At 66.0% G+C, this 13,225-nt stretch carries 8 protein-coding genes and 4 tRNA genes; all 12 read right to left on the bottom strand.

Annotation, left to right across the window (positions count from 1 at the left end; genetic code table 11):
* Nucleotides 1-3: 3 nt before the first annotated feature.
* Nucleotides 4-1,323 carry an MFS transporter gene (locus AC3A6R_RS03855; protein WP_487863809.1) on the bottom strand — a complete coding sequence of 440 codons (1,320 nt, stop codon included), beginning with the start codon at nucleotides 1,321-1,323 and terminating at the stop codon, nucleotides 4-6.
* 227 nt (nucleotides 1,324-1,550) lie between these two features.
* Nucleotides 1,551-2,183: a DUF6806 family protein gene (locus tag AC3A6R_RS03850; protein ID WP_487863808.1), complete on the bottom strand. Its 633-nt coding sequence runs from the start codon at nucleotides 2,181-2,183 to the stop codon at nucleotides 1,551-1,553.
* 22 nt (nucleotides 2,184-2,205) lie between these two features.
* A tRNA-Leu gene (locus AC3A6R_RS03845) sits at nucleotides 2,206-2,297 on the bottom strand.
* 101 nt (nucleotides 2,298-2,398) lie between these two features.
* Nucleotides 2,399-2,472, bottom strand: a tRNA-Cys gene (locus AC3A6R_RS03840).
* A 61-nt stretch (nucleotides 2,473-2,533) separates the two neighbouring features.
* Nucleotides 2,534-2,609, bottom strand: a tRNA-Gly gene (locus AC3A6R_RS03835).
* A gap of 54 nt (nucleotides 2,610-2,663) precedes the next feature.
* A complete protein-coding gene (lon, locus tag AC3A6R_RS03830; protein ID WP_487858984.1) occupies nucleotides 2,664-5,102 on the bottom strand; it encodes an endopeptidase La in 2,439 nt (812 codons plus the stop codon).
* 122 nt (nucleotides 5,103-5,224) lie between these two features.
* Entirely contained in the window at nucleotides 5,225-6,490 is a 1,266-nt protein-coding gene (clpX, locus tag AC3A6R_RS03825; RefSeq protein WP_487858983.1) for an ATP-dependent Clp protease ATP-binding subunit ClpX, read from the bottom strand.
* A 112-nt stretch (nucleotides 6,491-6,602) separates the two neighbouring features.
* Nucleotides 6,603-7,211 (bottom strand): ATP-dependent Clp endopeptidase proteolytic subunit ClpP, encoded by a 609-nt coding sequence (clpP, locus tag AC3A6R_RS03820; protein ID WP_487858982.1) that lies wholly within the window; start codon nucleotides 7,209-7,211, stop codon nucleotides 6,603-6,605.
* A gap of 119 nt (nucleotides 7,212-7,330) precedes the next feature.
* Entirely contained in the window at nucleotides 7,331-8,644 is a 1,314-nt protein-coding gene (gene tig / locus AC3A6R_RS03815; RefSeq protein ID WP_487858981.1) for a trigger factor, read from the bottom strand.
* A gap of 25 nt (nucleotides 8,645-8,669) precedes the next feature.
* A tRNA-Leu gene (locus AC3A6R_RS03810) sits at nucleotides 8,670-8,756 on the bottom strand.
* Nucleotides 8,757-8,855: 99 nt separating this feature from the next.
* Complete coding sequence (locus AC3A6R_RS03805; RefSeq protein ID WP_487863807.1) at nucleotides 8,856-12,017, bottom strand: efflux RND transporter permease subunit; 3,162 nt, start codon at nucleotides 12,015-12,017, stop codon at nucleotides 8,856-8,858.
* On the bottom strand, nucleotides 12,014-13,210 hold the full coding sequence (locus AC3A6R_RS03800; protein ID WP_487863806.1) for an efflux RND transporter periplasmic adaptor subunit: 1,197 nt from the start codon (nucleotides 13,208-13,210) through the stop codon (nucleotides 12,014-12,016). Before AC3A6R_RS03800 ends, AC3A6R_RS03805 begins: the two co-directional genes overlap by 4 nt.
* Nucleotides 13,211-13,225 lie beyond the last annotated feature (15 nt).

Raw genomic sequence — 13,225 nt, 5'->3', positions numbered from 1 at the left:
AGCCTATGTCCGACCTCGCAGCGCGGCCTCGCGGCCGCGCCGCATGTCGATCGGCCACAGCAGCAGCAGGCCCGCGACGAACAGCACGGCGGTCGACAGGATCGCAACTCGCTGGTTGCCGCCCGTGGCCCAGGTGATTGCACCGAACATCAGCGGACCGACGATGCTCGCGAGCCGCGTGGCAAAGGACCAGAGCCCGAAGAACTCGGCCAGTTGCGCCGGCGGCGCCAAATAGCCCGTCATGGCGCGGCCGGCCGACTGGCTCGACCCCATCGCCAGCCCCGCAATGGCCGCGGCCCACCAGAAGGCCCCCTTGCTGCCGGCCGCGGCAGCGATCACGCAGACCGCGATCCATGCCACCAGCGTGCCGGCCAGTGCGAACTTGTGGCCGATGCGGTCCTGAACGTAGCCGAAGCCGAAGGCACCCACTGCGGCCGCCAGGTTGAGCACGAAGATCAGCACCATCGTCTCGCTCGCCACGAAACCGATCACCTGCTCGGCATAGATCGCGGCCAGTGTGATGGCCACGGCCACGCCGCCCTGGTAGCAGACGGTGCAGGCCAGCAGCGTCATGAAGTCGCGGTAGGCGCGCGCCTCGCGGAAGGTCGCACGAAGTTGCTGCCAGGCATTGGACTGCGCCGCGGCCTGCGGACGTGGCCTTGCGCGTTCGGGCAGCAGCACAAAGGTGACACAGGCCGCCGCGCCATAGATGGCCGCGGTGATGAGCATCGTCACCGGCACGAAGTGCGCCGCGGGGAGCCCTCGGGCCTGCGCCGAGAGCACGTAGGCCAGGCACAGGCCAAGCACCAGCATGCCGCCGATGTAGCCGAAGGCCCAGCCCCATCCGCTGACCTTGCCCATGCCCTCGGCCGTGGCGAGCTCGGGCAGGAACGCGCCCGTGAGCGACTCGCCATACGAGTAAAAGGTGTTCGACACGATGACCAGCGCCATGGCCACGGCAACCCCCGTGGCACCCGAGAAGCGTGGCGACAGCGCCAGCGCCGCCGTTGCGATCACGCAGCCCGTGGTGGCCATCGCCAGCAGCCGCTTCTTGGCCCCATGCAGGTCGGCCCAGGCGCCGATCGCGGGCATGGTGAGCATCACGATCGCATACGAGATGCTGAGCGCCACGGTCCAGGCGAACGGCGCCCATGGTGCGCCCTTCGCGATACCGCCGACGAAGTAGGCCGCGAACACGGCCGTGATCACGACGGTCGTGTAGCCCGAGTTCGCAAAGTCGTACATCGCCCAGCCGAAAACCTCGCGCTTGCGCACGCCGGCGTTGAGGGCGCTGGAAGGAAAGAGCTTGGGGGAAGCGGCCATGCGGCGATCATCGTGCGCGCGCCGCATGGCAGGCGTGTTGCGCCCGCGCTGCGGACGCTCGCATGTCAGAAGCTGTGAATGAACTGGACGTGTCCGAGCAGGTCGTCCAGGCGCGTCCGATCGAGGCGCAAAGCGCAGTCGTAGCTTGCGCTACGGCGAGCATTTGCAACGACGAGCGGGCGGGTCTGGGCGGGCTGAGCGGGCATGGCCGGTTCGTTCGCAGCTTCTCAGTGCAGGTGGCGTGGTCGGCGGCCACCGCCATGGCCGCCACCGCTGCCGCTGCCGCCGGTGCCCCGCGGGCGCTTGCCGATCTCGAGCGAGTTGACGAGCGCGTCGAAGCGGTCGCTGAACAGGCGGTCGATCTCGGCCACCACGCCGCCGAGTTCGGCGCCGTCGAAATGCCGCTCCATGAGGTTGACCACGTCTTCGACCAGCAGGTCGCGCTGCACCTGCATGATCGCCGCCGGGTTCGGGCCGACGAACAGCATCAGGAAGTCGTCGCGCGACTCTTCGTCGGGGTCGCCCTCTTCCTCGTCGAAGTCGGTGTCGTAGAACGTGACCTCGATCGCGGCACCGCGCTCGGACAGTTCGTTCAGCGCCATGCACATCTCATCGAGCGACTGGCGGAAGTCTTCGTCGCCGGTCACGGTCCAGCACATCTGGAGCATGTGCTCCTTCTGCTCGAAGCGGATGCCGGGCTCCTCTTCATAACTGCTCGTGGCGCCGTCCGCCAGCGACTTGGCGCCGGCGTAGACCCACAGCGGCTTCAGCGCTTCCTGGATCTGGTCGAAGCCGACGTCGGCCCTGAGCGGCACGTCGCCGTGAACATGGATTTCGAATGGAGCGTTGTAACGAGGCATTGTGTGCTCCCTTGTCTAGATATGGTGCCCGGAACGGGGGTCGAACCCGTATGCCCCGATTAAGGAAGCGGCGGATTTTAAGTCCGATGTGTCTACCAATTTCACCATCCGGGCCTCGGGTTGGACATCGACGATAACCCAAACGAAACGAGCCCCGGCAACGCAGGTTGGCGGGGCGATTTTCTGTGCGGGTGGATCAAACTGACCAGAGAGGATGGAGGCGCGACCCGGAGTCGAACCGGGCTACACGGATTTGCAATCCGTTGCATAACCGCTTTGCTATCGCGCCACGCTGAAAACGAAATCGAACTTGCGAAAAAAAGGGAAGCAGTGCTTCCCTTTTTCAAAACTGGAGCGGGAAAAGAGTCTCGAACTCTCGACCTCAACCTTGGCAAGGTTGCGCTCTACCAACTGAGCTATTCCCGCGTTTCGAGCCTCGAATTATAGAACACTTTTTCGGGGCTCGGCAAGCTCGACCGCTCAATGTTTGACCGAGCCCTCGGACGCCCGCCCTTCGCGCTGCTTGGCAAGCTCGGCCACGGCGGCGGCCGAGGCCGCGACTTCCTCGTCGGACAGCGGCTCGGGCATCTTCTCGAGCGCGATCTCGAGCACCTTGTCGATCCACTTCACCGGCACGATCTCGAGGCCGTTCTTCACGTTCTCGGGAATGTCCTGCAGGTCCTTGGCGTTCTCCTCGGGGATCAGCACGGTCTTGATGCCGCCGCGCAGTGCGGCCAGCAGCTTTTCTTTGAGGCCGCCGATGGCCGTGACCTCGCCGCGCAGCGTGATTTCGCCGGTCATCGCGACGTCGCTGCGCACCGGGATGCCCGTGAGCGCCGACACGAAGGCCGTCGTCATCGCCGCACCGGCGCTCGGGCCGTCCTTGGGCGTGGCGCCGTCGGGCACGTGGATGTGGATGTCGCGCTTCTCGAACATCTCGTCCTTGATGCCCAGGCGGCGCGAGCGGCTGCGCACCACGGTGCGCGCGGCCTCGACCGACTCCTTCATCACGTCGCCGAGCGAGCCCGTGCGGCTGATCACGCCCTTGCCGGGCATCGTGACCGCCTCGATCGTGAGCAGGTCGCCGCCGACCTCGGTCCAGGCAAGGCCGACCACCTGGCCGACCTGGCTCTGCTTCTCGGCCAGGCCGAAGCTGTACTTGCGCACGCCGAGAAAGTCATTGAGGTTGGTGCCGTCGACCACGACTTTGGGCGTGAGCTGCTTGAGCAACAGGCTCTTGACCACCTTGCGGCAGATCTTCGACAGTTCGCGCTCGAGTGAACGCACGCCCGCCTCGCGGGTGTAGTAGCGCACGATGTCGCGCACGGCCTCTTCGGTGACGAGCAGTTCCTCTTCCTTCACGCCGTTGTTCGTCATCTGCTTGGGCAGCAGGTACTTGAGCGCGATGTTGGTCTTCTCGTCCTCGGTGTAGCCCGAGAGGCGGATGACTTCCATCCGGTCGAGCAGCGCCGGCGGGATGTTCATCGAATTCGACGTGGCGACGAACATCACGTCGGAGAGGTCGAAGTCGACCTCGACGTAGTGGTCGCCGAAGGTGTGGTTCTGCTCGGGGTCGAGCACCTCGAGCAGCGCGCTCGACGGGTCGCCGCGGAAGTCGGTGCCGAGCTTGTCGATCTCGTCGAGCAGGAACAGCGGATTGCGCGTGCCGATCTTGCCCAGGCCCTGCAGCACCTTGCCCGGCAGCGCGCCGATGTAGGTGCGGCGATGGCCGCGGATCTCGGCCTCGTCGCGCATGCCGCCGAGCGCCATGCGGGTGTACTTGCGGCCCGTGGCCTTGGCGATCGACTGCCCGAGCGAGGTCTTGCCCACGCCCGGCGGCCCCACGAGGCACAGGATCGGCGCCTTGACCTTGTCCACGCGCTGCTGCACCGCGAGATACTCGAGGATGCGGTCCTTGACCTTCTCGAGGCCGTAGTGGTCGGCGTTGAGCACCGCCTCGGCATTGGCGAGGTCGTGCTTGATCTTGGTCCGCTTGCTCCACGGCAGGCTGACCAGCACGTCGATGTAGTTGCGCACCACCGTGGCCTCGGCCGACATGGGCGACATCAGCTTGAGCTTCTTGAGCTCGCCCTCGGCCTTCTTGAGCGCTTCCTTGGGCATCTTGGCGAGCTTGATCTTCTTCTCGATCTCCTCGATGTCCGCGCCCTCCTCGCCTTCGCCGAGCTCCTTCTGGATCGCCTTGACCTGCTCGTTGAGGTAGAAGTCGCGCTGGTTCTTCTCCATCTGGCGCTTCACGCGGCCGCGGATCTTCTTGTCGACGTTGAGGATGTCGACCTCGCGCTCGAGCTGGCCGAACAGGTTCTCGAGCCGCGCCTTCACGTCGTCCAGGTCGAGCACGGCCTGCTTGTTGTCGAGCTTGAGCGGCAGGTGCGCGGCAATGGTGTCGGCCAGGCGGCCCGGATCGTCGATGCTGGAGATCGAGGTCAGGATCTCGGGCGGGATCTTCTTGTTGAGCTTCACGTACTGGTCGAACTGCTGCATCACCGCGCGGCGCAGCGCCTCGACCTCCGTGCCCTTCTCGCCGCCCTCGGTCGCCGCCAGGGGCGTCACGTTGGCCGTGAAGTGGGTCTCGCCGTCGTCGATGCGGTTCACGCTCGCGCGCTGCTGGCCTTCGACCAGCACCTTCACGGTGCCGTCGGGCAGCTTCAGCATCTGCAGGATGGTCGAGACGCAGCCCACCTCGAACATGTCCTCGACCGAGGGCTCGTCCTTGGCGGCGGCCTTCTGGGCCACCAGCATGATGCGACGTTCGGCTTCCATCGCCAGCTCGAGCGCCTTGATGCTCTTCGGGCGTCCCACGAACAGCGGGATCACCATGTGGGGGAACACGACGACGTCGCGCAGCGGCAGCAGCGGCAGGTCGATCGCTTCAGCAGGCAGGGGGGTATGACCGGACATGAAAATCCTTTGTTTGATCAGGCAAAGATGGATGGGTGTGCGGGCATTTCAACCCTGCGCGCCCGGTCTTTGTCGAAGGCGCCAGCAGCCTTGCCGAAAGGAAGGGCCGGCGCTGCGCTCACTCAGGCCTTCTTGGCCGCCTCGCGGTACACGAGCAGCGGCGGCTTGTTTTCATCGATTGTGGATTCTTCGACCACAACCTTGTCGACGTTGGTGGCATTCGGCAGTTCGAACATCGTGTCGATCAGCGACTGTTCCAGGATCGAACGCAGCCCGCGCGCACCGGTCTTGCGGGCCAGCGCCTTGCGCGCGATGGCCTTGAGCGCCGCCGGGCGGATCTCGAGGTCGACGCCCTCCATCTGCAGCAGCTTGGTGAACTGCTTGACGACGGCATTCTTCGGCTCGGTCAGGATCTGCACCAGGGCGTCTTCGCTGAGTTCGGCCAGCGAGGCCACCACGGGCATGCGGCCCACGAGCTCGGGGATCAGGCCGAACTTGATCAGGTCCTCGGGCTCGACCTCGCGGAACACCTCGGTGACGCTGCGCTGGGCCTTGCTCTTGACCGAGGCGCCAAAACCAATGCCCGAGGCTTCGGTGCGTGCTTCGATGACCTTCTCGAGGCCGGCGAAGGCGCCGCCGCAGATGAACAGGATGTTGGTCGTGTCGATCTGCAGGAAGTCCTGGTTCGGATGCTTGCGCCCGCCCTGCGGCGGCACGCTCGCCATGGTGCCTTCGATGAGCTTCAGCAGCGCCTGCTGCACGCCCTCGCCCGACACGTCGCGCGTGATCGACGGGTTGTCGGACTTGCGCGAGATCTTGTCGATCTCGTCGATGTAGACGATGCCGCGCTGGGCGCGCTCGACTTCGTAGTTGCAGCTCTGCAGCAGCTTCTGGATGATGTTCTCGACGTCTTCGCCCACGTAGCCGGCTTCGGTCAGCGTGGTGGCGTCGGCCATGACGAACGGCACGTCGAGCATGCGCGCGAGCGTCTGCGCGAGCAGCGTCTTGCCTGAACCGGTCGGGCCGATCAGGAGGATGTTGCTCTTGCTGAGTTCGACGTCCTCGCCCTTGGCCTTTTCCTTGTGGCGCAGGCGCTTGTAGTGGTTGTAGACGGCCACCGACAGCATGCGCTTGGCCGGCTCCTGGCCGATCACGTAGTTGTCGAGGTTGGTCTTGATCTCGAGCGGCGTCGGCAGGTCGCTGCGCCCCTCGCGCGATTCCTCGCCGGCGGGGAGTTCGTCGCGGATGATCTCGTTGCAGAGATCGATGCACTCGTCGCAAATGAAGACCGAAGGGCCCGCGATCAGCTTCTTGACCTCATGCTGGCTCTTGCCGCAGAACGAGCAGTAAAGCGTTTTTTCGCTGGAAGAGCCTTTTTTCTCGGCCATGGACAGATGCCTCGTTAACGGGGGTGGGACAATGATAACTAAACAAAAACGGCGTTTCCCGTGGGGAAAACGCCGTTTTTGCCTTTTGGCGCATGCGGCGCCGCGGCCGGAGTCAACCGCGCTTTGCAATGACCTGGTCGACCAGCCCGTAATCCTTGGCCTCGTCGGCCGTGAGGAAATAGTCGCGCTCGGTGTCGGTCTTGACTTTTTCGAGCGGCTGGCCCGTGCGCTCGGCCAGGATGCGGTTCATCTGGTCCTTGGTGCGCAGGATATCGCGGGCGTGGATCTCGATGTCGGTCGCCTGGCCGCGCGCGCCGCCGAGCACCTGGTGGATCATGACCTTCGAATTCGGCAGCGAGAAGCGCTTGCCCTTCTCGCCGGCTGCGAGCAGGAAGGCGCCCATGCTGGCCGCGAAGCCGATGCACATGGTGGAAACGTCAGGCTTGATGAACTGCATGGTGTCGTAGATCGCCATGCCGGCGCTCACACTGCCGCCGGGTGAGTTGATGTAGAACGAAATGTCCTTGTCCGGGTTCTCGCTCTCGAGGAACAGCAGCTGCGCCACCACGAGGTTGGCGGTCTGGTCGTTCACCTCGCCGACCAGGAAGACGATGCGCTCCTTGAGGAGGCGCGAATAGATGTCGTACGACCGCTCGCCGCGGCCCGACTGCTCGACGACCATCGGGATCATGCCGAGATTCTGGATGCCCTGTGCGCTCATGAATATGCTCCGGGAAAAAGGGTTCGTTCGCTGTTCGAATATGACTGTACGCTTGAGTGAAATGGGGCTCGTGCCGCAAAGCACAAGCCCCATTCGCCATCATGCGTGCGGTGCCGGGATCAGCCCTGCTGCGCCATCAGCTCGTCGAACGTCACCGACTTTTCCGTGACCTTGGCCTTGCCGAGCACGAAGTCGGTCACGTTGTTCTCGATCACGACCGCCTCGACCTCGGCCAGGCGGTTGTTGTCGCTGAAGTACCAGCGCACGACGTCGGCCGGCTTCTCGTAGCTCGCGGCCAGTTCGTCGACGTGAGCCTTGATCTGCTCGGGCTTGGCCTGCAGGTCGTTGGCACGCACCAGCTCAGCCACCACCAGGCCCAGGCGCACGCGGCGCTCGGCCTGCGGACGGAACACTTCCTCGGGAATCGGGGCCTTGTCGGCGTCCTTGATGCCGCGCTGCTTGAGCTCGGCGCGGGCGCCTTCGATCATGCGGTTCACTTCCGACTGCACGCTGGCGTTCGGCAGGTCGAGTTCGGCATTGGCAACCAGCGCGTCCATCACCGCGTTCTTGTTGCGTGCCAGCAGGCGGAACTTCACTTCGCGCTCGAGGTTCTTCTTGATGTCGGCGCGCAGGCCCTCGACCGTGGCCTCGGGAATGCCGAGCGACTTGGCAAGCTGCTCGTTGACTTCGGGCAGGTGCGAGGCTTCGATCTTCTTCACGGTGACCATGAAGTCGGCCTGCTTGCCGGCCACGTCCTTGCCGTGGTAGTCGGCCGGGAACGAGAGCGGGAAGGTGCGGCTGTCGCCCGACTTCATGCCGCGCACCGCCTCTTCGAATTCCTTCAGCATCTGGCCTTCGCCGACGATGAACTGGAAGTCTTCGGCCTTGCCGCCCTGGAACGGCTCGCCGTCGATCTTGCCCTCGAAGTCGACCGTCACGCGGTCGTTGTCCTCGGCCACGGCATCCTGGGCGCGCTGCGCGAAGGTGCGGCGCTGCTTGCGCAGGATCTCGAGCGTCTTGTCGATGGCATCGTCGCCCACTTCGGCCGAGAGCTTCTCGACTTCGGCGTTCGCCAGGTCGTTGATCTTGACTTCGGGGAACACCTCGAACACCGCGTCGAAGGCCAGCTGGCCCTCGGGCGCCTCTTCCTTCTCGGTGATGCGGGGCTGGCCGGCCACGCGCAGCTTGGCTTCGTTGGCGGCCTGCGAGAAGGCTTCACCGACCTTGTCGTTCATGACCTCGTAGTGCACCGAGTAGCCGTAACGCTGGGCCACGACGTTCATCGGCACCTTGCCGGGACGGAAACCGTCCATCTTGACGGTGCGCGCGAGCTTCTTGAGGCGCGAATCGACTTCCGACTGGATGGTGCCGACCGGAAGGGTCAGCGTGATCTTGCGTTCGAGCTTCTCGAGAGTTTCAACGGTCACGGTCATGGTGTCTTCCTTGTGAGGGTGTGGCTGGTGCGCGGGGCCGGACTCGAACCGGCACGTTCTTGCGAACGTCAGGACCTAAACCTGGTGCGTCTACCAATTTCGCCACCCGCGCTTGCCAAATTTTTCAGGTGAATGCAAAGGCGGACGGCCCTGGTGCCCCGGCATGCCGAGACCCAAAGACCGTCCGCCTGAAATCGGTCAACCGCGCATTTTAAACGCTAATCGGACCCTGTTCTGGCGCCCGCTTGACGCGGAATGCGGCGGCGTACATTGCCGGCAGCGCCAGCAGGGTCAATACGGTGCCCACGATCAGGCCGCCCATGATCGCCACCGCCATCGGGCCCCAGAACACGCTGCGCGAGAGCGGGATCATCGCCAGCACCGCCGCCGCCGCGGTCAGCACGATCGGCCGCAGGCGCCGCACAGCCGATTCGACGATCGCGTTCCAGGCCGGCACGCCGGCCGCGCGGTCATGCTCGATCTGGTCGATCAGGATCACCGCGTTGCGCTGGATCATGCCCATCAGCGCGATCACGCCCAGCAGCGCCACGAAACCGAACGGACGATTCAGCAGCAGCAGCGCACCGGCCACGCCCGCGATGCCCATCGGGCCGGTGATGAACACCAGCAGCGAACGGCTGAAGCTGTGCAGCTGCAGCATCAGCAGCGTGAACACCAGAAACAGCATGATCGGCACGCCCACCACGATCGAGTCCGAGCCCTTGCTGCTTTCCTCGACCGCGCCCGCCACCTCGATGCGGTAGCTACCGAGTCCGGCGGCATGCCAGCCGGCCTCGATGCGGCGCAGCTCGGGCAGCAGCTGCTCGGTCACGGTGGCGCCCTGCAGGCCCTCGACCACGTCGCCCTGCACGGTGATCGCGTAGTTGCGGTTCTCGCGCCACATCACGCCGGGCTCCCAGGTGAACACCGGCCGCGCGATCTGCGTGAGCGGGATCGAACGCCCCGAGGCGGTCGGCAGGTACGCATTGCCTATGTCCGAGATCGCCTGGCGCTCGTCGGCCGCCTGGCGCAGCACGATGTCGATCAGCAGGTCGTTCTCGCGGTACTGGCCCACCGTGGTGCCCGAGAACATGACCCGCGACGCCTGGGCGATGGCCTGGCTGGTCACCCCGAGCGCACGCGCCTTGGCCTGGTCGATCTCGAGCCGGATCACCTTGACCGATTCGTTCCAGTTGTCGTTCACGCCGCGCATGTTGGCATTCGCCTGCAACACGGTCTTGACCTCGTCGGCGCGCGCACGCAGCTCGGCGGGGTCGTTGCCGATCACGCGGAACTGCACCGGGTACGCCACCGGCGGGCCGTTGGGCAGCAGCTTGACGCGCCCACGCACCTCGGGAAACTCCTGCGCCAGCATCGTCGGCAGCGACATGCGCAGGCGCTCGCGCACCTTCAGGTCGCTGGCCAGCACGATGAACTGCGACACGTTGCTCTGCGGAAAGACCTGGTCCAGCGGCAGGTAGAAGCGCGGCACGCCCGAGCCGACCCAGGTGCTGACCGTCTTCACGCCCTCTTCCTTCATCATGCGCTGTTCGACGCGCTTGGCGACCTCCTCGTTGGCGGCGAACGAGGTGCCTTCGGGAAACCAGATGTCGACCAGGATCTCGGGACGGCTCGAATCGGGGAAGAACTGCTGCTGCACCCGGCCCATGCCCACGATGCCGAGCGCAAAGATCAGCACCGTCGCGCCGATGGTCAGCCAGCGGTGCTGCACGCACCAGTCCACGGCGCGCCGGAAGCGGTTGTAGAACGGCGTGTCGAACAGCTCGTGCGGGGGCGCATTCGGATCGTGCGGCTTCACCTTGAGCAGCAGCGTGCCCAGGTACGGCACGAAGTACACCGAGACGATCCACGAGAGCACAAGCGCGATCACCGTCACCGCGAAGATCGCGAAGGTGTATTCGCCCGTCACCGACTTCGCCAGGCCGATCGGCAGAAAGCCCGCGGCTGTGATCAGCGTGCCGGTCAGCATCGGCTTGGCGGTGATGTCGTAGGCGAAAGTCGCGGCGCGCACCTTGTCGTAGCCCTCCTCCATCTTCCGCACCATCATCTCGACCGCGATGATCGCATCGTCCACCAGGAGCCCGAGCGCGATGATCAGCGAGCCCAGCGATATCTTGTGCAGCCCGATGCCGAAGTAGTCCATGGCCAGGAAGGTCACGGCCAGCACGAGCGGGATCGTGATCGCCACCACCAGCCCCGGGCGCATGTCGATGTACCAGCCGAAGCGCCCGCCCTTGTGCAGGCCGAGCGCGATGATGCTCACCGCAAGCACGATGGCCACGGCCTCGATCAGCACGCCGACGAACTCGTTGACCGAGTTGGCCACCGCCACCGGCTGGTCCTGCACCTGCGCGAGCTTGACGCCGGCCGGCAGTTGCCGGTCGATCTGCACGGCGGTGGTGCGCAGCGCGTCGCCGAGCGCGATGATGTCGCCGCCCTTGGCCATCGAGACGCCGAGCGCGATGACTTCCTTGCCCTGGTGGCGCACCTTGACAGCCGGCGGATCGACGTAGCCGCGCCGGATCTCGGCGATGTCGCCGAGCCGCAGCTGGTTGCCCGAGCTCCCGCGGATCGGCATCTCGCGCAACTGCTCGACGCTGGTGAATTGCCCGCCCACGCGCACCTGCACCACGTCGAGCGGCGACTGGATCGCGCCCGCGCTCTCGACCGCATTCTGCGAGCCGAGCTGCTGCAGCACCACGTTGAAGTCGAGCCCGAGCTGCGCCAGCCGCTTCTGCGAGACCTCGATGTAGACCTTCTCGTCCTGCACGCCGAACTGCTCGACCTTGGCCACGTCCGGCACGCGCAGCAGTTGCTGGCGCACGTCGTCGGCCATGGTCTTGAGTTCGGCGTAGCTGAAGCCTTCGCTCTCGAGCGCGTAGATCACGCCATAGACATCGCCGAACTCGTCATTGAAGAACGGCCCCTGCACGCCCGGCGGCAGCGTCGCGCGCATGTCGCCGATCTTCTTGCGCACCGTGTACCAGACGTTCGCGACCTCGGAGGCCTCCGACGAATCCTTGATCTGGAAGATGATCTGCGACTCGCCCGGCTTCGAGTAGCTGCGGATCTTGTCGGCGTACGGCGCCTCCTGCAGCGTGCGCTCGAGCTTGTCGGTGACTTGCTCGGCCACCTGCTGCGCCGTTGCGCCAGGCCAGTAGGTGCGCACCACCATGGCGCGGAAGGTGAACGGCGGGTCCTCGTCCTGGCCGAGCTGGAAGTACGCAAAGGCGCCCAGCACCATCAGCACCACCATCAGGTAGCGCGTGAGCGGCGCATGGTCGAGCGCCCATTTCGAAAGATTGAAGCCGGCGGGCTTGTGGGCGTCGGGGGTGGCCGCGGGCTGCGTCATTTGGCGACACCCGCTGCGGCTTCCTTCTTCGTCGCCGCGACGGGCACCGGCGGCTGTGGCGCCGTCGCGTTGGCGTTGGCGACCGCGGCAGCCTCTTCCTTCGACTGGTAGATCGTGACCTTCTGCCCGGGCGAGAGCACATGCACGCCCGCGGCCACCACCGTCATGCCCGGGGTCAGCCCGCCGCCGATCACGGCCTCGTTGCCGTCGGCCGTGGCCACCTGCACCGGCTGCGAGCGCACGGTCATGGTCTGCCGGTCGAGCACCCACACCGCACTGCCCTTGCCCTCCTGGCGCAGCGCGCTGGTCGGCAGCTTGATGACCGGCGTGCCCGTGCGCGCCAGCGCCTGCGGACGCGCATAGACGGTGGCGCCGAGCGGCGGCGACGCGGCCGCGTCGATCGCCACCTTGACCGCGTACGTGCGCGTGACCGCGTCGGCACTGGCCGCCACCTCGCGCACCTGGCCCGCGAGCTCGCTGCCGCCCGACCAGCCGCGCACCGTCACCGGCGAGCCGGGCTTGATCAACCCGGCGCGGTCTTCGGGCACCGCGAACACCACGTCGCGTGCACCGTCCTGCGCGATACGCACCACCGGCGTGCCGGCCTGTACCACCTGCCCGGGCTCGGCCTCGACGGCCGTCACCACGCCGGCCACGTCGGCCACCAGCGTGGTGTAGCTGGCCTGGTTGCCTTGCGATGCGAGCTGGGCCTGCGCCTGCTCGAACTGCGCCTGCGCGGACTTCCAGGTGGATTCGCGGCGCTCGAGTTCGGCACCGCTGATGAAGTTCTGCGCGCGCAATTCACGGTAGCGCTTGAGATCGGCCGCGGCAAGATCGCGGTTCGTCTGCGCCGCCGCCAGCTGCGCGCGGGCCGCATCGGCCGCGAGCCGGTAGTCCTGCGGATCGAGCTGGGCCAGCGCCTGGCCCGCCTGCACGTGCTGGCCGAGCTCGGCCTGGCGCCGCGTGATCTTGCCCGCCACGCGGAAGCCGAGGCGCGATTCGACGCGCGCGCGCACCTCGCCCGAATACTCCGGCTGGGTGTCGAAGTCGCTGGCACCGACGGTCACCACCTTGACCGCACGCACGGGCTCCTCGACGGGCTCCGGCCGCGAGCAGCCGGCCAGGATCAACGCGGGAAGCAGCAGCCAGGCAGCACTGCGCACAAGAGGAGGAAGGCCGGAGGAGGCGGTCATGAGACACCCAGAAGA

It is taken from the genome of Variovorax sp. Soil_C_19 (assembly GCF_057657255.1).
This window is presented reverse-complemented; position numbering and strand designations above follow the sequence as displayed.